This window comes from Mycobacterium mantenii (assembly GCF_010731775.1).
Taxonomy (GTDB): domain Bacteria; phylum Actinomycetota; class Actinomycetes; order Mycobacteriales; family Mycobacteriaceae; genus Mycobacterium; species Mycobacterium mantenii.
This window is the reverse complement of the sequence record NZ_AP022590.1, coordinates 15,798-34,353: the sequence shown is the minus strand read 5'-3', so window position 1 is coordinate 34,353 and position 18,556 is coordinate 15,798. Positions and strand designations below refer to the sequence as shown.

Below are 18,556 nucleotides of genomic sequence, written 5' to 3'. Positions count from 1 at the left end.
CGTACCGCGGCGCTCGAATACCTGTCGGGTCGCTACGGGGTCGGATGCGTAGCGACCCGCCGCGCCCGGCGTCGCCGCGCTTGCGATCGCTACGGGGCCGGATGCGTAGCGACCCGCCGCGCCCGGCTTCGCCGCGCTTGCGATCGCTACGGGGCCGGATGCGTAGCGACCCGCCGCGCCCGGCTTCGCCGCGCTTGCGATCGCTACGGGGCCGGATGCGTAGCGACCCGCCGCGCCCGGCTTCGCCGCGCTTGCGATCGCTACGGGGTCACTCGGGCGGGATTTCCACCCGGCGGACCTCGCCGTCGACCGCATCGGCGGCCTCGATCTCCCCGCGCGTCACGCCCAACAGGAACAGCACCGTGTCCAGGTAGGGGTGGCTCAGCGACGCGTCGGCGACCTCCCGCAGCGCCGGCTTGGCGTTGAACGCGATCCCCAATCCGGCCGCGGCGAGCATGTCGATGTCGTTGGCGCCGTCGCCCACGGCGACGGTCTGCGCCATCGGCACCCCGACCTGGTCGGCGAATTCCCTTAGCGCCGTGGCCTTTCCGGCCCTGTCGACGATGGGGCCGATCACCCGTCCGGTGAGCGTGCCGTCGACGATCTCCAAGTCGTTGGCCGCGACATAGTCCAGCATCAGCTCTTCGGCCAACGGCTCGATGATGCGGCGGAAGCCCCCGGACACCACGCCGCAGGCATAGCCCAACCGCCGCAGGGTCCGCAGCGTGGTGCGGGCGCCGGGCATCAGCTCGAGCTGGTCGGCGACCTCATCGATCACGCTGGCGGGCAGGCCCGCCAGCGTCGCCACCCGTTGCTCCAACGACTGCGCGAAGTCGAGCTCGCCGCGCATCGCGGCGTCGGTGATCGCGGCGACCTTGCCCTCGGCGCCCGCCCGGGCCGCCAGCATCTCGATGACCTCGCCCTGCACCAGCGTCGAGTCGACGTCGAACACGATGAGCCGTTTGGCCCGTCGTTCCAGGGTGTAGTCCTCGACCGCGACGTCGACCTGTTCCTCGCTGGACACCCGGTTCAGGACGGTTCGCAGGGCGCCGTCCGCGCCCGGCGGCACCGAGACCCGCAGTTCCAGGCCGATCACCGGGTAGTCGGAGACTCCGCGGATCAGGTCGATGTTGACGCCCAGCCCGCCGCCTCGCGGGCCACCGCGCCGAACGCGCTGGCGGTGATAGGCCTACCCAGCACGAAGATGGTGTGGGTCGAGGGATCCCGCATGATCGGCACGTCGTCGCTGCGCTCGATGCTGACGTCGAGACCAACCTTGCGGATGGCCGATTCGACGTCATCGCGCAGCTGCGCGCTATCGGCGACGTCGCCGGGGCAGCACACCAGCACGCCCAGCGTCAGGCGGTGCCGGATCACCACCTGTTCGACGTTGAGCAGTTCGACCCCGTGCCGCGACAGCGCCTCGAAGAGGGTGGCCGTCACGCCAGGTTGATCCACGCCGGTGACGGTGATCAGCACCGACACCTTGGGTGGTGAGTTCACTCCCGACAGCCCTTGTCAGGCCATCAGCTGCGGACCTGGACGTCGTCCAGTCTGGTGACATCCTTGTCCGAGGGCCCGTGCGCGCGGCCCACGTGCGCCTCGGCGCGCAGCCGCTCCACCATGTGCGGGTAGTGCAGCTCGAATGCCGGTCGCTCCGAACGGATTCGGGGCAGCTCGGTGAAGTTGTGCCGCGGCGGCGGGCAGCTGGTGGCCCACTCCAGGGAGTTGCCGTAGCCCCACGGGTCGTCGACGGTGACGACCTCGCCGTAACGCCAGCTCTTGAACACGTTCCAGACGAACGGGAACATCGACGCGCCCAGGATGAAGGCGCCGACCGTGGAGACGACGTTGTACGGCTGGAAGCCGTCGCTGGGCAGGTAGTCCGCGTAGCGGCGCGGCATGCCCAGGTCACCCAGCCAGTGCTGCACCAGGAAGGTGGTGTGGAACCCGATAAAGGTCAACCAGAAGTGCAGCTTGCCCAGCCGCTCGTCGAGCAGCCGGCCGGTCATCTTCGGGAACCAGAAATAGATGCCGGCATAGGTGGCGAACACGATGGTGCCGAACAGCACGTAGTGGAAGTGCGCCACCACGAAGTAGGTGTCGGTGACGTGGAAGTCCAGCGGCGGGCTGGCCAGCAGCACGCCGGTCAGACCACCCAGCAGGAAGGTCAGCAGGAAGCCCACCGAAAACAGCATCGGCGTCTCGAAGGTGATCTGCCCCTTCCACATCGTGCCGATCCAGTTGAAGAACTTGATCCCGGTCGGCACCGCGATCAGGTACGTCATGAACGAGAAGAACGGCAGCAGAACGGCTCCGGTGGCGAACATGTGGTGCGCCCACACCGCGACCGACAGCGCGGCGATCGACAGCGTCGCGTACACCAGGGTGGTGTAGCCGAAGACCGGCTTGCGCGAGAACACCGGGAAGATCTCGGTGACGATGCCGAAGAACGGCAACGCGATGATGTACACCTCGGGATGGCCGAAGAACCAGAACAGGTGTTGCCACAACAAGACTCCGCCGTTGGCGGCGTCATAGACGTGGGCGCCCAGATGTCGGTCGGCGGCCAGCCCGAACAGCGCCGCGGTCAGGATCGGAAACGCGATCAGGATCAGGATCGAGGTCACCAGGATGTTCCAGGTGAAGATCGGCATCCGGAACATGGTCATGCCGGGGGCGCGCATACACACCACGGTGGTGATCATGTTGACCGCACCCAGGATGGTGCCCAGACCCGCGACGATCAGCCCGGTGATCCACAGGTCTCCCCCGGCGCCGGGTGAGTGGATGGCGTCGGACAGCGGCGTGTAGGCCGTCCAGCCGAAGTCGGCGGCGCCGCCCGGGACGATGAAGCCGGACGCCGCGATCAGCCCGCCGAACAAGAACAGCCAGTACGAGAAGGCGTTCAGCCGTGGGAAGGCCACGTCGGGCGCACCGATCTGCAGCGGCAGCACCAGGTTGGCGAAACCGAACACCACGGGTGTGGCGTACAGCAGCAGCATGATCGTGCCGTGCATGGTGAACAGCTGGTTGAACTGCTCGTTCGACAGGAACTGCAGCCCGGGAGCGGCCAGCTCGGTGCGCATCAGCAACGCCATCAGCCCGCCGATGAAGAAGAAGGCGAAGCAGGTGACCGTGTACATGATGCCGATCATCTTGTGATCGGTGGTGGTGATCAGTTTGTAGACGAGGTTCCCTTTGGGGCCCATGCGGTCCGGGTACGGACGAACGGCCTCGAGTTCTCCCAAGGGGCGCTTCGGCTGTCAACAGCTTCTCCAAACATCCAGATCGGATACTGGCCCAAAAGGCGGTATTGGAACGAATCTTAGCCGTCGATCATGACGACGTCAGGGCTGGTCCTACAAACTGTCGTAAATGGCTCAGCGGTGCGGCGTGTCCGTCGGCGCGGCGCCGCCCGGGGTCGGATCGTGGCGACCCCCTTCGCCTGGCGCCGCCGCGCTCACGATCGCCACGCTGGCCGGATCGTGGCGACCCCCTTCGCCCGGCGCCGCCGCGCTCACGATCGCCACGCTGGCCGGATGTTAGCGTCTGACGCGTGTTGTTCGGCGTGATCAGACCCGCCCTGCCGGCCGCGTTGACGGCGGCGGTCGTGCTGGCATGCAGCGGCTGTGAATCCGACAAACCCGCCGGGCAGACGCCGACCCCCGCGCTGATCACCCCCACCACCCAGATCGCCGGCGCCGGGGTGCTCGGCAACGACCGCCGGCCCGACGACTCGTGCGCGCGGGACGCCGCCGGAGCCGACGCGGGGTCCTCCAAGCGGCAGGTCCACAACGCGGCCGGCGTCGAGCCGGACGTCGTGCAGGTGCCCGCCGATCCGCAGCGCATCGTGGTGCTCGCCGGCGACCAGCTCGACACGTTGTGCGCGCTGGGTTTGCAGTCGCGGGTGGTCGGCGCGGCGTTGCCGGACGGGTCCTCGAGTCAGCCCGCCTATCTGGGCGGCACGGTGCACGGCGTGCCCGGCGTCGGCACCCGGTCCCACCCGGACGTGAAGGCGATCGCGGCGGCCCACCCGGATCTGATCCTCGGGTCGCAGGGTTTGACGCCCACCTTGTATCCGCAGTTGCCCGCGATCGCCCCGACGGTATTCACCGCCGCACCGGGCGCGGCCTGGGAGGACAACCTGCGCGCCGTGGGCGCGGCCACCGGCCGCGGCGCCGCGGTGGACACGTTGCTCGGCGGCTTTTCGCAGCGCGCCATCGACATCGGCGCGCGGCATGATGCCTCCCACTACCAGGCGTCGATCGTGCAGCTGACGGCCGACACCATCCGGGTGTACGGCGCCAACAACTTCCCGGCCAGCGTGCTCGGCGCGGCCGGGGTGGACCGGCCGGCCTCCCAGCGGTTCACCGACAAGCCCTATATCGAGATCGGTGCCAGCGACGCGGACCTGGCGAAGAACCCGGACCTGTCCAGTGCCGACGCCGACGTGGTGTACGTGTCCTGCGCCACCCCGGCCGCCGCCGGCCGGGCCGCCACGATCCTGGACAGCAACCCGTGGCGCAAGCTGTCCGCCAACCGCGACAACCGGGTCTACGTCGTCAACGACGAGATCTGGCAGACCGGCGAGGGCCTGATCGCCGCCCGCGGCATCGTCGACGACCTGCGCCTGGTGAACGCCCCGATCAACTGATCGGCCACCGGCCGGTACCCACACATCGCCATAAGGTGATATTCGTCCCGTCCGTTGGCGGCGGAACCTTTACCTTAGCTAAACTTCTTGGCGACGTATCGAATCGAAGAGGGATTTTCATGAGCACAGTTTCGGCGTACGCGGCCACCTCGCCGACGGCACCGCTGACCAAGACCACCATCGAGCGCCGTGACCCGGGTCCGCACGACGTGGCGATCGACATCAAGTTCGCCGGAATCTGCCACTCCGACATCCACACCGCCAAAGGCGAATGGGGCACACCGAATTACCCGCTCGTCGTGGGCCACGAGATCGCCGGCGTCGTGACCGCGGTGGGCTCCGAGGTGACCAAGCACAAGGTGGGCGACCACGTCGGGGTGGGCTGCATGGTGAACTCCTGCGGCCAGTGCGACAGTTGTCAGGCCGGCCTCGAGCAGTACTGCAGCCGGGGCACGACCTTCACCTACAACGCCACCGACAGGGACGGCACGACGACGCAGGGCGGCTACAGCCAGGCGATCGTCGTCGACGAAAACTTCGTCTTGCGCATCCCCGACTCGCTGCCGCTGGACAAGGCGGCGCCGCTGCTGTGCGCGGGCATCACGCTGTTCTCGCCGCTGCGGCACTGGAAGGCCGGCCAGGACACTCGCCTGGCGATCATCGGCCTGGGCGGGCTGGGCCACATGGGCGTCAAGCTCGGCGCGGCGATGGGCGCGGAGGTGACGGTGCTGTCGCAGTCGCTGAAGAAGATGGAAGACGGGCTGCGCCTGGGCGCCAAGCACTACTACGCCACCGCCGAGCGCGAGACCTTCAAGAAGCTGCGCAACAGCTTCGACCTGATCCTGAACACCGTTTCGGCGAACCTGAACCTCAACGACTATCTGAGCCTGCTCGACGTCGACGGCACGCTCGTCGAACTGGGCATTCCCGAGCACCCCATGGAGGTGGGCGCGTTCTCGCTGGCCCTGGCGCGCCGCAGCCTGTCCGGGTCGAACATCGGGGGCATCGCCGAAACCCAGGAGATGCTGGACTTCTGCGCCGAGCACAAGGTGACGCCGGAGATCGAGCTCATCGAGCCCGACTACATCAACGAGGCCTACGAGCGCGTACTGGCCAGCGACGTGCGCTACCGCTTCGTCATCGACATCTCGAAGCTGTAGGTCCGGGGCGCGCTACACGCCGACGCCCGAAGCTCCTTCGGGAGCGTGACCGCGGGCGGCGATTTCGGCCGCCTCCCCACTCGTCACCGGGAATGACCTCGCTGACGTCGATGCCGGCCAGCGGCCAACCGACGGCGGCCAACGTGGCGGCCACCCGGATGATGTTCTCCGGCCCGGCGTCGTAGTGGGTCATGTCGGAGATGAAATGCGCGATCTCGTCGCGGTCGATCACACCGTCGGCAATCGCCGGGGATCCGTCGGCGGTGATGTTGCGCACCACCTCGGTGATCTGCTCTTCGGTCAGCGGGGTGCTGCGCAGCAGGGCCAGCAGCGGCACGCGGTCGGGCCCGGGGACGCCCTCGGGGTAACCGGCGCGCAGCCAGCGCAGCACTGAACGGCAGAAATTGCTGGTATGCGAGGCGGCGGTATTCGTCACCCAAACAGTGTCAGGGCAGCCCCGTCACCCGCGCCAGCGGGCCGTGACGCCATCCACACAATTCATGCGTCGTTCACGACTTGAACATGTCCGCCCGGTGGTCGACGCCTTTGCGGGCGCGCAGGTGGCCAGAAACGAACTACTATGCCCCCGGCACGGGTCGATATGCGAAAACCCCGATCCGCGCATACGCGACCCGTGACCGCAAAACGGCCTACTCATGGGCACACGCGTCAACATTGTTCGAAGGACAGCGCGATCGCGTAAGCGACGGCACCGCGGCCATCGCCGATAGGCTCGGTGAGGGCCGCAGCCTGTCGACGCGTGCCGTGCCCAGCGATTGGGGCGGCTCAGCCGTAATCATCTGGGAGACAAGCGTAATTCGACGCAATCACCACCGCATTGAGCGCGACCGGCGCACCGCTGATCGTCTCCGGCATACTCGGGGTCGGCGAAATCGCGGTCGGCGCTTATCAGCACCACCACGCGAACAAGATCGCCTGGAAACCTCAACATAGTCGCGGGGGCCTGGGCCTGCTGGCGGCCGTCGGCGCTACCACCGGGCAACTCGAAAACGCATTTCCCGCAGCGGTACTGGGTGGTGTGGCGGTCGGCGTCAACCTGATCAACCAGACCCACCAACAACGTCAGCAGAGCGCATAGCCGTTAGCCCGCCATCGATTTGACGCCGTTCGGTGCGGGCGGTTCAGGTTCACTCCCCCGCGGGCGCGGCGTCACCGCCCGGCGATCGGGTACGTTCCCCTGACTCCGCGTCGGAGCCGCCTTCGTCCTCGGTGGCCTGCGGGGGCTGTTCGTCGCCTTCTGGTGGTGGCTGTTCGGCGGTGGTCACGCGTTCTCCGTCCCGACGTTGAATTCGCGTGTCAAGTACCCGGGTTTGCCGCGGCGAAAACGGTCCGCCGACTTGCTTTTCCGTGGCCCGCGTTCGGGGCCGTAACCGCGCGGCGGCCGCTAGAAGTCCCAGTCCTCGTCTTCGGTGTTGACGGCCTTGCCGATCACGTAGGAGGAGCCCGAGCCGGAGAAGAAGTCGTGGTTCTGATCCGGCCCCCGCTCAGGCGATTAAAAACGCATCTACCAGGTAAAACGCGTCACGGTGATTCACACTCGATCAGGCAACTCTGTGGTCAAGTGTGGGCAAAATGTGGGCACGGAGTAGGAGCCCACCAGAGGTGGTCTCGGATATGCACACGTGTATATCCGACCAACAAATAGCTTCCCCAAAAGGAAGGCCCCGGCGACGGCTGTCACCGCCCCGGGGCATGGCCGAAATCTACTAAGGAGATTCGACGCAAATGAGTATGACACCGGAGAACAACACGCAGTGCTGGCGCGACCTGGCCGATCAGCTCACACCGCAGCAGGTCGCCGAGCTTGAGGAACGGGAGGCGGGTTACCGGCATCGTGCCACGCTCCCCGAGGATCCGTGGACGTCATGGGAACCACGGACAGACCGCGCGATTGAAGACGCGTTGTTGCATGACGGGCGGCGGCATGCGCACGACAATCTCATCGCCGCGCTGATGAGCGACGTCCCGCCCCTGCCCGACGCCAAGACCTTTGGATACTGGGAAACCGACGACGAGCATCTCTGCCGCTTCGTTTCCACGCCGACTAGAAGTGTTGACGGGACGAAAATCCGTGTCTTAGGCGCTGCCTCGCAATTGGCCGACGGTTCCATACTCATTGCCCAGGGCATCGACGTACCCCAGGTCCGTATCGACGAGCTCAGCAGAGACGGGTACATGACTGAGGTCTTCACGCTCAGCCCCGGCCAAGCCCGTAACCTCGCCGCGGCGCTGCTGAACACCGCCGACCAGATCGACGGGTGGATCGCACGATGACCAGTCCAGATCGCTGGCGTGAACTGACCGACGCCGTAATCGGGCATGTGGCCAAGCCAGCCGGCGCGGTCAGCGTCGAGGAATGGGCGGATGCGTTGACGCCCGACGCATTCCGCCTGTTCTACGGGCCTACACGAGCGGTGGAACTGGGTCACGGCGCGACGATGGAGGTCGTCACCCGTGGCACACAGTCGTGTGATGGCCGCATCGAGGATCACGGCATCTTGGTGCACGGAGGTTCCGATGAGTCCATTACGGCGACCTCGGCTCGCGCGCTGGCAGCTGCGCTCACCGAAGCTGCTCGCGAGATCGAATCACTGCGGTGAACGCCGTCAATCGGGCGCGGATCGCGCGTAAGCGGGCACAACGTCTAGGGCTGCATCTGTCGCAGCGCGGCATCGTGTTCACCGTTCGCGATGACAACGACGTCACGCTCGCGGTAGGTCCGCTGGCTGTTGTCGACCGCTATCTGCTCGACCGGATACGCCCGAAACCGCCAGGGCCCCAACCAAGTATTAGCGCCCCCGAAACCTGGCAGCGCTACATCGATGACTACCTGCTCACCTTGTCCGCGGCCGGCCAACGGCCAGCAACTTTTCGGCTGCGCAAGGGAATCCTATGCCGGGTGGCCCGCGGACTAGGGTGCCCGCCCGGCGAGGTCACCGCAGACAAACTCGTGGATTGGTTTGGCAGACAGCAGCAACTATCCCCAGAGGGCGCCACAGTTACCGCAGTACGCTGCGCGGGTTCTTCGTCTGGATGTACGAAACCGACCGCATCCCGGTGTGCATCGCCGACGCGCTGCCCACGGTGCGCGTGCCGAAAGCTCCACCGCGGCCAGCAACCGATGAAGCCTGGGTAGCAGCGCTGGAAAGGGCAGACCAACGTATGGAGCTGATGTTGCGCCTGGCCGCAGAGGCGGGCTTGCGCCGAGCCGAAGTCGCACAAGTTCACTCGCGGGATCTCATCGACGTCGATGGTGGCCGGAGACTGCTTGTGCGCGGAAAAGGCGGACAGAATCGCATGGTGCCGGTATCGGATTACGTCGCTGCGTTGATCCGGGAGAGCGGCGATGGCTGGGCATTTCCCAACAAGGCGGGCGGTCATCTCACAGCCGAGCATGTCGGCAAGCTGGTTGCCCGGGCACTCCCGGACAACTGGACGATGCACACCCTCCGCCATCGCTACGCCACTCGTGTGTACCGCGGCAGTCGAAACATTCGGGCGGTGCAGCAGCTCCTCGGCCACACGTCCGTCATTTCGACCGAGCGCTACGTCGCGATCTACGACGACGAGATCCGCGCCGCCGCGGCCTGCGCATGGTGACCGGGTGGGGTTGTGATTTGAAATCCAACCCCTCCGTCGGCCCATCGCATCGATGACCTCAGTTCGATTTAGGCCATCGGCGCTTTTGGGAGGTCGAGCGGAACCGGATTCGCCTAATTTCACGCCTGAATAGGTGTTACAGGCTCCCCCGGGGAGGGCGCGGGGGGGAGCCTGTAACACCTCCAAGCGCACAAACGCAGGTGCCAGGAGGTTGACGAACATGACCGACGACGAGCTGCCGCAAGACGAAGCGTTCAAGGCCGAACGCGCGCGCCTGTTCGCCGAGATTGCCACATTGAAAGATCAACGCAACGAGCTGCAGCGCCAGCTCGCCGAGTGCCAACGAGAGAACAGCCGCCTGCGCGCGCAACCGCTAGCCGAGCTGCCTGATTCCCGAGACACCGCCGATCCGGACGCGGAAGATAACGAACGTGAGTGACGACACCGTCGCCGGGACCACGCCAGGGGCTGGTGACGCCGAGACCGAAATCGTGCCGCTGCCGACCACGGAGGCGCCTGAATTGGCGTGGTCGCGTGAGGCCGAAGAGACCGAGGTGTTTTCGCGGTCGTGGGGTGCGGCTGCTGAGCGGGCGAGTGTGATCGTCTTGACGGCTGCCGCGGTCGCGGCTCTGGTGGCCGGGGCGGTGTGGTTGGGGTTGCGCGTGTATGACGCGACGCGGCCTGTCGCGGCGCCGAGCGCCGCCGCGCCGTCCGTGGTTCCCGCTGCGGCGCTTCCACCACCGATTGCGGCCTCGGTGCCACCGTCGGCCAACCCGAGCGGGGCGCCGTCGTCGTCCTCACCGACGCTCGATCCTGCGCGCCCGCGTCCGTTGCAATATGACTCGCGGGGCGTGCCGATCATCCCGAAGAATCCCAGCGCCGCGGAGCTACAGCAGGCGTTGGTGGCGATCTTCGATCGCGACGGCATACCGTATGGCAGCCCAACCGCGGCGTCCGCGGACGCCGACAGCGTGTGCGAGTACCTCGACAGCGGGCATCGCAGTTTCGCAGATCTAGTCGCGTGGATACGGCGGGCACGGCCCTCACTGATGAGCGACCAGGTGGGTGGTTTCGCGGGCGCCTCGATCGGTGTGTACTGCCCCCGGTACGGCTACCTGATCGACTCGACCAATGAGGGCGCGACGTCGTAAGGGTGCATTAGGTGGATTTCCACGCAGGCGCTGGCCTTCGGCGTTAAGTTTTTCTCCTGAGCATTGCGCGCGAAGGAGCGGGGCCAGTGCGGTCAATCATTGCCGTCGCGATCATTGCGGTCGGCTACGGCACCATCGCCGTCGCTGCGCCGCCAATCGCCGCGGCCAATGAATGTCCGCCCGGCTTCTATTGGTCCAAAGCACACAGCACGTGCGTTGAGAGACCAGACAACAACCCTGTCGGTGCAGTTGCACTGTGCGGAGACGGAAACTATTCGCACAGCGAATCACGCAGCGGCACATGCTCTGACAACGACGGCATCAGACAATGGTGTCCATGTGGGGGCGCACCCTCGCTGGCCAGCGCGCCGGCGGCCGGCGCCGCTCCGGACGACGATGATTACGTTTCCCTAGCTGTGTCCCTTGTTACCGGATTACCCGCAGGCTGGGGCACCGCGGGGAGCCAGGACAAGGCCAACCAAATCGCGGTCGACCAGTGCAACGCTTCCACTGGCGGTGTCTGTGAAGCTGTGGCGGGCATGCACAACGGCTGCGCATCGGTTGCGATCGACCCCGACGCCGGCCGATTTCAAGGCGGATATGGTTCGGACACAACAGCATCCAATGCCGACGCGCTAACCGAGTTGGATTCACCCAGCGGCGTAATCGCGGCCTCGCATTGCTCTTCTTGAACGCACCTCGCTAGCGGCTTTTAGCCCGGCGGTCGGCGCGAATCGCCCAACTCGCCCATCCACGCCAGGCGACACCTCGACGCCAGCCGATCAGACCCGAGGTCGTCGCCGCAGCGCTATGCCTATTTCCCGGACAGGCGTCACTCCGCAATGCGAATATTCACAGAAGAACCAACAGGAGAGACCCAATATGGCCCGCAACCACAACCAGGACGACGAGCAACCCTTAACCACAGCTGCCGCCGCGCGTGACGAGACCGAGATCGGGGCGGCCGCCGATGAAACCGAGCTCGTACCGCCGATCGCCGCCAGGGCGTCCGAGCTTGCCTGGTCTGATGAAGACGGCGCCGCCGGCGGCGATTACTCGTGGGGAGGCGCGGCGGAACGTGCCAGCATCATCGTTATCGCCGGCGCCGCAGTCGCTGTCGCGGTCGGTCTCTTGACGTGGCTTGGATTCCATCTCCTTGACCAGCCCAAGCCGACAGTAGCCCCGGAGGCCACACGGCCTGCCACGATCGTTCCGGAAGCACTGCCGACGGTTACCGCGGCGCCCCCATCGACGGTAACGGTCATACCCCCAGCGCCCGCGCCTACGACAGTCACGGTGCAAGCCCTGCCGCCACCAGCACCCACAGTGAAACCAGCTCCGGCGCTCCCGCCCCCTGGCGGGACCCACGTTTTCTCCATCTGCCCGGATGGGCATGAAGGTGTCGTCGGCGGCCACACCAGCTGTGCGTTCGCGGCGAACGTACGCCAAGTCTTCTATGCCTCCGGCATGGCGGGCAGCTTCACCGCGTTCTCGCCGGTTACTGGGGATGGTTACGAAATGACCTGCGTCGGAAGATATCCGGCCTATTTTAGTGATGGATCGACCAAGGTATCGACGCGCTGCTACGGCGGGGACAACGCCGAAGTAGTTATCTGGTAGCGCATTTCACAACCGTGGCACGGGCGCGGAGAAGCGAGAGGGCATGCCAAACTCACGCGAGCGCCAGGGCACACATACTCCACCGCAGCGGACGATGAGGCTTCTTGCCCCCATGTGCTACTTCGACCGACCGGTGCCGCCGTGCCAGGAGCCGGAACCCTGCTTGTGTTGGGAGTGGCTGTTTGTGCCATCCCCGTCGTGAAGGTTGCTGGGTGAATGATCCGGCGAAGGAACGCAGTTCCCATCGACGTTGACATAGCCGCCGCAGGTCGGCAGCGGTCCCATAGGCGAGAGCGGGGCAAAGATCAAGAGAGCCGCGGCCACCCCAGCCGGGACAACGCTGATTTTATTGACACGAGACATGACTGAACTCCGGTGTGATGATGCGGTGCGGAACTGGACCCCCGACGTCCTGAGGCCATCAATGTAGCCCGGTGGACTGTCCGTGTTGGCGGCTTTCACAAATCCCGATGTAAAAACTCACGGAAGCGCATACGCTCCCATCGACGAATCGGACAACGTCACCGGACGACAGTCGCCAAGCAACCGGGAGTCGTGGGCATGCTGTTTCGTGGAGCTTTCGTCGCCACAGCCATGGCTATGGCACTTCTGGTGATGGCCGGATTGGGACCGGGCCGGGCGCATGCTGACCCCGGCCCCGGTTACTGCGGCGCCCGCCAAGATGCTCTCGACTGCGTGCCCTACGACGGTCCGGCGCCGCCGCCACCCACCCCGGCTGAAGCCTCGTTCCTGCGCGCCGGGCGTTCTTACGCTCCCAGTGCCGATGATGCGACGCTGCTAAGGATCGGCCGGGGCACATGCAACATGCTTCGCGGCGGCTCCTCGACCAACTACGTCGTTCACGACATTGCCCGCCACTTGGCCATGAGCAACCAAGGGGCCGACCAAGTAATGGACGCGGCGATGGGCAATATCTGCCCCGACGTACATATCGGCGCCAACGGCGCGGATGACTCGCGACCCCACTGACTCTCAACTGCCTGAAGAAAGATCAAAACCATGCGAAGCGTCATCACCCTCGTAGGAGTCGCGGCGTCGGCCCTGCTCATTGCCACCGCGGCGCCGGCCGCGCCGACGGCGCCAGCTATATCCAATACCTCAATGACCACAACATATTCGTGCCGGGGATAAACGATGCCGTCAGGATCAGTCGCGGATCTCAAGTGTGCGTCTCGTTGCACAACGGCATGACGCCGCAACAGATCATCGACGCGAACCCGATTGTGTATTTCGACCTTCGCGGAGTGATCGACGCCGCCCAGCACGAACTGTGCCCGGACACGCTGCACTAGGGAACCGGGTCGCACTCGTCCGCGTCTGAATAGGTGGATCAGGCCTCGTACCCTATTTGTTTACCAGTCAGGTCCCGGCGTCGGCGTCACCGATCAGCGTCTCCCACGCCTCCTGTAGTCGCTTCTCTTTGGTGAACCGGTTTAGTTCCTCACCGATATTGCTGAATCGGCCTTGTTTCGCCGCCTGGACCACCACGACCAGCCGGCGAGCCAATTCCTCGGCTTCCCCGATCGAAAAGTTCAACGAGACACGTCCCTTTTCCGGTGCCGGTGCGGCCGAAAGATCGAAGCCCTCTTCAAACGCTGCGGCCGTATCCGGCCCAAATGGTTCGACCGTAATGATCGCTTCGCGCTCGCTACCGTCTGCCGTCTTGCCCGGGGGTATCGAGTACACGGATGGTTTCGGGTCGTCGTCGAGATAGGTGACAGTCAGGAACATAAACCGGAAACCTAGCAACGCGACGTGCAACGACGATGAAGTGACGCGCCGGGGGCTCTCTAAGCCTTGGAGTAGGCCGCGAGTACGGCACCGATGAACTTGTCGGTCGCCTCGAGCCGTTCGGTCGGCGCACTGCGCGGGTTCCATCCAATACGACCTGTCTGTCCTCGGAAAGTTCGAGCGTGAGCACACGGCCTATCCGCGATACGCGGGTGAAGTTGTCGTACTCGACCGCGATGTCGACCTTGATGCTCGGCAGTTCGGCGAGCCGCGTGAGCCTGCCTTTGATCTCCGCATCTTCATCGGATGCCCCTGTGCAGGACAGTTCACCGAGCACGCTGCCGTCGAGCCAGTACGCAACCCTGTCGGTGGCGGTCTTGGTCACACCGACCCGTGCTGATGCGCTCTCGGTCAACTGCAGCAAGGCATCTATGTATGCGCGCGAGACTGGCACGTTGGGGCCGAATAGTTCGAGGCGGAGGCTGTTGAGTGCGTCGTCGGTCATTGGTCGCTTACCCAGCGATGCAGGCGGTGTCCGCCGGGACCGATGGGACGCAAGCGGATAAGCACCCGCTGAGCGTGGTGACGCTACAAGCGAGCATCAGGGCAACGAGTATTCGGGTGAGACGAGGCATGACCCCAGCTCCAATTCTGTCCGCGCTGAAACAAGTTGCCCGAAGCTAGTAACTGTACGTTGTGTTTCGTCGAGGCCAAGCCGGTTTTTCTATATCAGCGAGACACCGATGCCCGCGCCACTCCGAGACGCCGCTTCGAGGCGGTCTGTTACGCAGCGAGGGGAACCGCAACACATCCCCAGCTCGGCGAAGCGTTCGGCGCGGTAGCCGAGAACTGCCCTGTCGTAGACTCGCCGGCCGCGATCGGATATGCCTTTCCCGACACCGGTGCCTGATTCCACCGCTGCACAGGGGCGAAGTTGCTGAACCCTGTTCCCGTGGTGGCGTTGGTCGCTCCACCGAATGCCCCAACCGCGATCTGATTGGGGGTCAATGTCATGGACAGCGCCGCGTTTAAGCTGGCTCCTGTCGCGGAGGTGCCGGTGCCGATGCTTTTCACGTTGGTGTAGGCGAATGAGTTGAACGCGTAGTCCCAACTGGTACCGCCGGGAAGTGACAGCGTGAAAGTCTGTGCGCCGGTGGGGATTGAGCAGAGCGTAGGAAAATAGGTACCCGTAGTACCCGCCCCGCCGGAGTAGAGCGTGCCAGAACCGTAGCTGCCGATAGTCCCGCCCGTCACCGTGGGAACGGATGTTCCGTTAACGCTGACCAACGCGTTGCCTGACCCGGAGTTGGTAACCCAATAGCCAAGAACCACAACAGCGTTGACGAGCGGACCCATGGTGTGCGTCCATGTAGGGGTCTGAACGGCACCCGCGCCGGTTGAATCCCATCGCGGCCCGGCTTTGACCAGAATCGGCGCCCTCATGATCGGGTTGTTTGGAAACCCACGGCCTAGTCGAGCCATCAGCGAGTGCAGGTTTCTGCTGGCTCAAGCCGATATTGCCATTCCCGGCCGCGGCCTTGCGTTAGCCGCAAGACGGTTCCGACTGGGTGCTCGGAAGCAGCCTCGATCGCGTCGGATGCGATCTCCTGGACGATGGATTCCAGGGGTTCGCCGAAGGTTTGGTCGTCGTGTCCGCTGTTCTCAAAGCTATTGCGGCAGGCGGCAATTACGTCTTCTTCTCGAACGTCCAAGTCGCGGACCATGAGCATGGTGGTGCATTCGTGCCACGGGCAGATGCCGGGGATGGCGAGTAGCTCACCGTCGACGCTCCATTGGAAGAACTCCCGATCGGCCTTAGTTGGCCTGTACACGGTCAACACTTGCATTGCCTACCTCATCCTTGCCTGTCAGCGGTCACCGCCAACGCTAGAAGGACAAGGGGCGCAATGGGTTTCTGCTCGCGTCGGCGCGAGTGTCAGAAGGGAGGAGTCCAGGGATTGCGTCGGCCGGGTCGGCGCCCGTTGGGTGTTTGCATGGCGTCCCATGGTGTCCGCGACCTCACGAGGGAGCAGCGGTTTCCATGACGTCACGACTTGAATGTCTGTAGCTTTGGGCATGATCTCGGCCCATTGGCCATAGCAGCTAGCCAGCTTTGCGCGCTTGCAGGCGGCCGTGGTCAGGGTGGTGTACCAGACCCGCTGCTTGAAACCCGTGTACGAGCCTTGATAGGCGATGGCGGCCCAGTGCTCATCCGCGAGGCGGAAACATACGACGGATTTCTCTACCAGTCTCTTGTCGCGCTCGGCAGGTTGCTTTATTGGGTCCAGCGCGGTGGCCAGTTCGAAATACCTTCCGGCTAGCCACATGTCATCCCACGCCATGACCTCGTCAATGAACCCGACCGACTGCGTGGCGCTCGTCTCCCACCGGTCACCAGATCTGACCGCTACGAACCCATAGCCGGATTTGACGAACCGCACCATTGAGCCATCGACAGGCTCGGGGAGCTGCCCACGCTCACGGGTCGAAAACATGGACCTAGTTTCTCGGATTTTTCAGCCCTGTGTAAAAAAGTTGGCGACCATGTGGCGGTCGCTCAGTGGACCCCCCCGTTCGATAAAATCGGCCGGGGGGTAGCCATGCGACCATCCACGCATGTCAGAGGCCTGGTGGTTGTTGCTAGGGCCATGCCATTGTGCGATGGCCGACGTCCGCACCGTCGTGTTTGCAAGTGGCTGCCCGTGACCTGTTCTAGGGCATTCCGTAGCTGCGCGGTATTGAGTACCACTCGGAGAAAAACTACCCAGTTGATTAACCACGTGGCTTATGATCGCCGTCGGGTATTTACCGGGAAGGGCTCCAATGGTTCACGCTGGCACATCATTGACCAATCGGATGTACGTGGCGATTCTGAAGGCGAAGCAGGGCGAACTGCTAGCGATTCAGTCAACGAGTCCGAAGTCGTTCGTACCGCTTATCGAAATGCCGACGGCGGAGAAGGCTTCGGCTGTTATCCGTACTTGGCCACATTCAGACGACGTGATTTGGGTGCACCCATTGAACGTCACAGGCATCGAAGATGCCGAGTGGGTAGCGGAAGTCGCGCAGAGCTTTGCGACCCTTCGGGACGGGAACCGGGTCGCCGTACCGGTTGTCACAACCAGTGACGACGCGGCGGTGCTTGATGCAGTGCGCACTATCACCGGCCGCGACCGTCGAGGACTGGTATTACGGCTTGACTGCGAAGACGCCTTGGCTGCTGGCCGCGATGGCCTTACATCCGACATCGACGACGTGTTGGCAGCGTGCGAAGTCCCTTCAGCTAACTGTGATCTCGTGATCGACGCAGGTCTTGTCGACGGTGGCCCGGCCGTTCAGGCGTCAGTGACCTCGAGTGTTCTGGCAATCCTTCCCTACCTGCAGGATTGGAGAAGCCTAGTCGTTGCATTCTCTGCGTTCCCTGAAGTAGTTGGCAATATTATCGCGCCCGGCACTGTCGGTTCGATTCCACGAACCGATGCTGCATCTTTCACATATCTCACGTCCACTTGGCGGGATCGTGAATTGACGTTCGCTGATTACGGAGTTGGCGTCCCGACGTACGCGGATACTCCTTACGCTCCTATACCCAATATCCGCTATGCGCTGCCTGGCGAGTGGCGGGTGCATCGTGCGCAGCAGAGACGTGATCCAAGTCCCCAGTACGTCGCATTGGCGCGAGATGTCGTAAGGGCGAATTACTTTGGCGGGGCCGATTTCAGCCCCGGCGACCAGTACATCAATAATGTGGCTAATGGATCCGACGGGCCAGGAAACGCGGGGTCGTACCTGAGAGCCGCGATGTCACGACACTTCCACGTCGTTTTGGATTCTCTCGCCACCCAGGGCGCGCCTTAAGTACTTCTCGTACTTCGCTACGCAAATCGGCCACGTTCAGTGTTTCGATGAGCCTCTCCCATACTTCTGCGCGTGGCTTTGACCGGACTCCTCGGTCTGCTCCCATTCGCGCCAAGATCGCGAGTGCCTCGTCGCGCCATAACAACTGGACGACCGCCGACGCATCGACTGTCGGGTTTTCGATCGCTACCCGATCGAAACGCAGAGAAACGCCGCTAGTGGTGGTAGGCAGCGCCGTTACGATCCCCCACCACGATGGGATTAGTTGCTGGGCCCGGTCGATGTGGTTGCCGGCGGCCACCAAGTACACATAATCGAACACGCGGCTGTAGGTCGCCTCCTGCCTAGGAAGGCGAGCAAGGGTGTCGCGTTCGCTCTTGAGTTCGAATCCAGTGAAGGCCCCATTGATGACCGCGAAGTCAACTCTGACTTCCTCACACAACCCGAGTTCTTCCATGACTCGGGTCGACGAGTCGTTGGCATGCTCAACGACGAGATGGTTCCGCAGGGCGACGCGTACGTCGTGGTCGCGCACTAGGCACACTCACACGTTACGAAGGCCGCCATCGTTGGAAGCATACGGCGGTGGCGATCCAGGTTTAAGATGCACGCCGGACAAGGAGGTCGTTCGTGACGGAATTGCGCCCTACGGACGGCGTGACGGTGACCAACCGGGGACGGTGACGCTGCCCCGATTCCTAGTTGTATGAAACCCTGGCGGCCGCGAAGGTGAGTGT

At 64.2% G+C, this 18,556-nt stretch carries 20 protein-coding genes and 5 pseudogenes; 14 read left to right on the top strand and 11 right to left on the bottom strand.

The annotated features are described in order from the left end of the window. Positions 1–268 precede the first annotated feature (268 nt). Positions 269–1,503: pseudogene (gene serB, locus G6N50_RS00225) on the bottom strand (phosphoserine phosphatase SerB). A 23-nt stretch (positions 1,504–1,526) separates the two neighbouring features. Continuing rightward, positions 1,527–3,270, bottom strand: a pseudogene (gene ctaD, locus G6N50_RS00220) (aa3-type cytochrome oxidase subunit I). A gap of 108 nt (positions 3,271–3,378) precedes the next feature. Between ctaD and G6N50_RS29980 the strand changes: the two are divergent. The 3 genes from G6N50_RS29980 (at position 3,379) to G6N50_RS00205 (ending at position 5,817) form a co-directional block, all read left to right on the top strand. Then, the gene (locus tag G6N50_RS29980; RefSeq protein WP_158086038.1) at positions 3,379–3,549 is read left to right on the top strand and encodes a hypothetical protein; all 171 of its coding nucleotides are present in this window, start codon (positions 3,379–3,381) and stop codon (positions 3,547–3,549) included. 10 nt (positions 3,550–3,559) lie between these two features. Next, the gene (locus tag G6N50_RS00210; RefSeq protein ID WP_083092734.1) at positions 3,560–4,657 is read left to right on the top strand and encodes an iron-siderophore ABC transporter substrate-binding protein; all 1,098 of its coding nucleotides are present in this window, start codon (positions 3,560–3,562) and stop codon (positions 4,655–4,657) included. Positions 4,658–4,776: 119 nt separating this feature from the next. After that, on the top strand, positions 4,777–5,817 hold the full coding sequence (locus tag G6N50_RS00205) for an NAD(P)-dependent alcohol dehydrogenase (RefSeq protein WP_083092735.1): 1,041 nt from the start codon (positions 4,777–4,779) through the stop codon (positions 5,815–5,817). A 12-nt stretch (positions 5,818–5,829) separates the two neighbouring features. On the opposite strand, the pseudogene G6N50_RS00200 reads toward G6N50_RS00205, so the two are convergent. Next, positions 5,830–6,253 (bottom strand): annotated as a pseudogene (locus G6N50_RS00200) (DUF3349 domain-containing protein). A gap of 402 nt (positions 6,254–6,655) precedes the next feature. Between G6N50_RS00200 and G6N50_RS00195 the strand changes: the two are divergent. Then, positions 6,656–6,916: a hypothetical protein gene (locus G6N50_RS00195; RefSeq protein WP_083092738.1), complete on the top strand. Its 261-nt coding sequence runs from the start codon at positions 6,656–6,658 to the stop codon at positions 6,914–6,916. A gap of 49 nt (positions 6,917–6,965) precedes the next feature. Here the strand turns inward: G6N50_RS00195 and G6N50_RS00190 are convergent, their stop codons facing one another. Together G6N50_RS00190 and G6N50_RS29975 are read right to left on the bottom strand one after the other, a co-directional pair. Continuing rightward, positions 6,966–7,103 carry a hypothetical protein gene (locus G6N50_RS00190; RefSeq protein ID WP_158086039.1) on the bottom strand — a complete coding sequence of 46 codons (138 nt, stop codon included), beginning with the start codon at positions 7,101–7,103 and terminating at the stop codon, positions 6,966–6,968. Between the two features lie 119 nt (positions 7,104–7,222). After that, positions 7,223–7,312, bottom strand: a pseudogene (locus G6N50_RS29975) (hypothetical protein); the annotation flags it as partial. A 257-nt stretch (positions 7,313–7,569) separates the two neighbouring features. Between G6N50_RS29975 and G6N50_RS00185 the strand changes: the two are divergent. Beyond that, entirely contained in the window at positions 7,570–8,112 is a 543-nt protein-coding gene (locus G6N50_RS00185; RefSeq protein ID WP_163650788.1) for a hypothetical protein, read from the top strand. After that, complete coding sequence (locus tag G6N50_RS00180) at positions 8,109–8,438, top strand: hypothetical protein (protein WP_083092742.1); 330 nt, start codon at positions 8,109–8,111, stop codon at positions 8,436–8,438. The genes G6N50_RS00185 and G6N50_RS00180 overlap by 4 nt, the downstream gene beginning before the upstream one ends. A 44-nt stretch (positions 8,439–8,482) precedes the next feature. Here G6N50_RS00180 and G6N50_RS29120 read toward each other — a convergent pair whose 3' ends face one another. Beyond that, positions 8,483–8,695 (bottom strand): hypothetical protein, encoded by a 213-nt coding sequence (locus G6N50_RS29120; RefSeq protein WP_232068856.1) that lies wholly within the window; start codon positions 8,693–8,695, stop codon positions 8,483–8,485. Between G6N50_RS29120 and G6N50_RS29115 the strand changes: the two are divergent. From G6N50_RS29115 to G6N50_RS29970, 7 genes and pseudogenes are all read left to right on the top strand, one after another. Further along, positions 8,594–9,438, top strand: a pseudogene (locus G6N50_RS29115) (tyrosine-type recombinase/integrase). The gene G6N50_RS29120 and the pseudogene G6N50_RS29115 overlap by 102 nt on opposite strands. Positions 9,439–9,658: 220 nt before the next feature. Beyond that, positions 9,659–9,877 carry a hypothetical protein gene (locus tag G6N50_RS00170; protein ID WP_083092745.1) on the top strand — a complete coding sequence of 73 codons (219 nt, stop codon included), beginning with the start codon at positions 9,659–9,661 and terminating at the stop codon, positions 9,875–9,877. A 193-nt stretch (positions 9,878–10,070) separates the two neighbouring features. Beyond that, the gene (locus tag G6N50_RS00165; protein ID WP_372509949.1) at positions 10,071–10,589 is read left to right on the top strand and encodes a DUF732 domain-containing protein; all 519 of its coding nucleotides are present in this window, start codon (positions 10,071–10,073) and stop codon (positions 10,587–10,589) included. Between the two features lie 86 nt (positions 10,590–10,675). Next, positions 10,676–11,281, top strand: coding sequence for a DUF3761 domain-containing protein (locus G6N50_RS29050; protein ID WP_197748047.1), 606 nt, complete (start codon positions 10,676–10,678; stop codon positions 11,279–11,281). 190 nt (positions 11,282–11,471) lie between these two features. Further along, complete coding sequence (locus tag G6N50_RS00155) at positions 11,472–12,209, top strand: hypothetical protein (RefSeq protein ID WP_083092749.1); 738 nt, start codon at positions 11,472–11,474, stop codon at positions 12,207–12,209. Between the two features lie 594 nt (positions 12,210–12,803). Further along, complete coding sequence (locus G6N50_RS00150) at positions 12,804–13,199, top strand: DUF732 domain-containing protein (RefSeq protein WP_158086041.1); 396 nt, start codon at positions 12,804–12,806, stop codon at positions 13,197–13,199. Continuing rightward, positions 13,196–13,522 carry a DUF732 domain-containing protein gene (locus G6N50_RS29970; protein WP_163650931.1) on the top strand — a complete coding sequence of 109 codons (327 nt, stop codon included), beginning with the start codon at positions 13,196–13,198 and terminating at the stop codon, positions 13,520–13,522. Before G6N50_RS00150 ends, G6N50_RS29970 begins: the two co-directional genes overlap by 4 nt. Positions 13,523–13,589: 67 nt before the next feature. Here the strand turns inward: G6N50_RS29970 and G6N50_RS00140 are convergent, their stop codons facing one another. The 4 genes from G6N50_RS00140 to G6N50_RS00125 form a co-directional block, all read right to left on the bottom strand. Next, complete coding sequence (locus G6N50_RS00140) at positions 13,590–13,991, bottom strand: hypothetical protein (protein ID WP_142275409.1); 402 nt, start codon at positions 13,989–13,991, stop codon at positions 13,590–13,592. A 753-nt stretch (positions 13,992–14,744) separates the two neighbouring features. After that, positions 14,745–15,317, bottom strand: a complete 573-nt coding sequence (locus tag G6N50_RS00135) for a hypothetical protein (protein WP_163650787.1) — start codon at positions 15,315–15,317, stop codon at positions 14,745–14,747. Between the two features lie 125 nt (positions 15,318–15,442). Next, positions 15,443–15,808 carry a DUF7715 family protein gene (locus G6N50_RS00130; protein WP_083092759.1) on the bottom strand — a complete coding sequence of 122 codons (366 nt, stop codon included), beginning with the start codon at positions 15,806–15,808 and terminating at the stop codon, positions 15,443–15,445. Positions 15,809–15,829: 21 nt separating this feature from the next. Further along, the gene (locus G6N50_RS00125) at positions 15,830–16,456 is read right to left on the bottom strand and encodes a hypothetical protein (RefSeq protein ID WP_163650786.1); all 627 of its coding nucleotides are present in this window, start codon (positions 16,454–16,456) and stop codon (positions 15,830–15,832) included. A 367-nt stretch (positions 16,457–16,823) separates the two neighbouring features. Here G6N50_RS00125 and G6N50_RS00120 point away from each other — a divergent pair, with 367 nt between their 5' ends. Then, the gene (locus G6N50_RS00120) at positions 16,824–17,819 is read left to right on the top strand and encodes a beta family protein (RefSeq protein ID WP_158086042.1); all 996 of its coding nucleotides are present in this window, start codon (positions 16,824–16,826) and stop codon (positions 17,817–17,819) included. Here the strand turns inward: G6N50_RS00120 and G6N50_RS29965 are convergent. Continuing rightward, positions 17,713–18,354: a sce7726 family protein gene (locus G6N50_RS29965; protein WP_142275412.1), complete on the bottom strand. Its 642-nt coding sequence runs from the start codon at positions 18,352–18,354 to the stop codon at positions 17,713–17,715. The genes G6N50_RS00120 and G6N50_RS29965 overlap by 107 nt on opposite strands. Positions 18,355–18,556 lie beyond the last annotated feature (202 nt).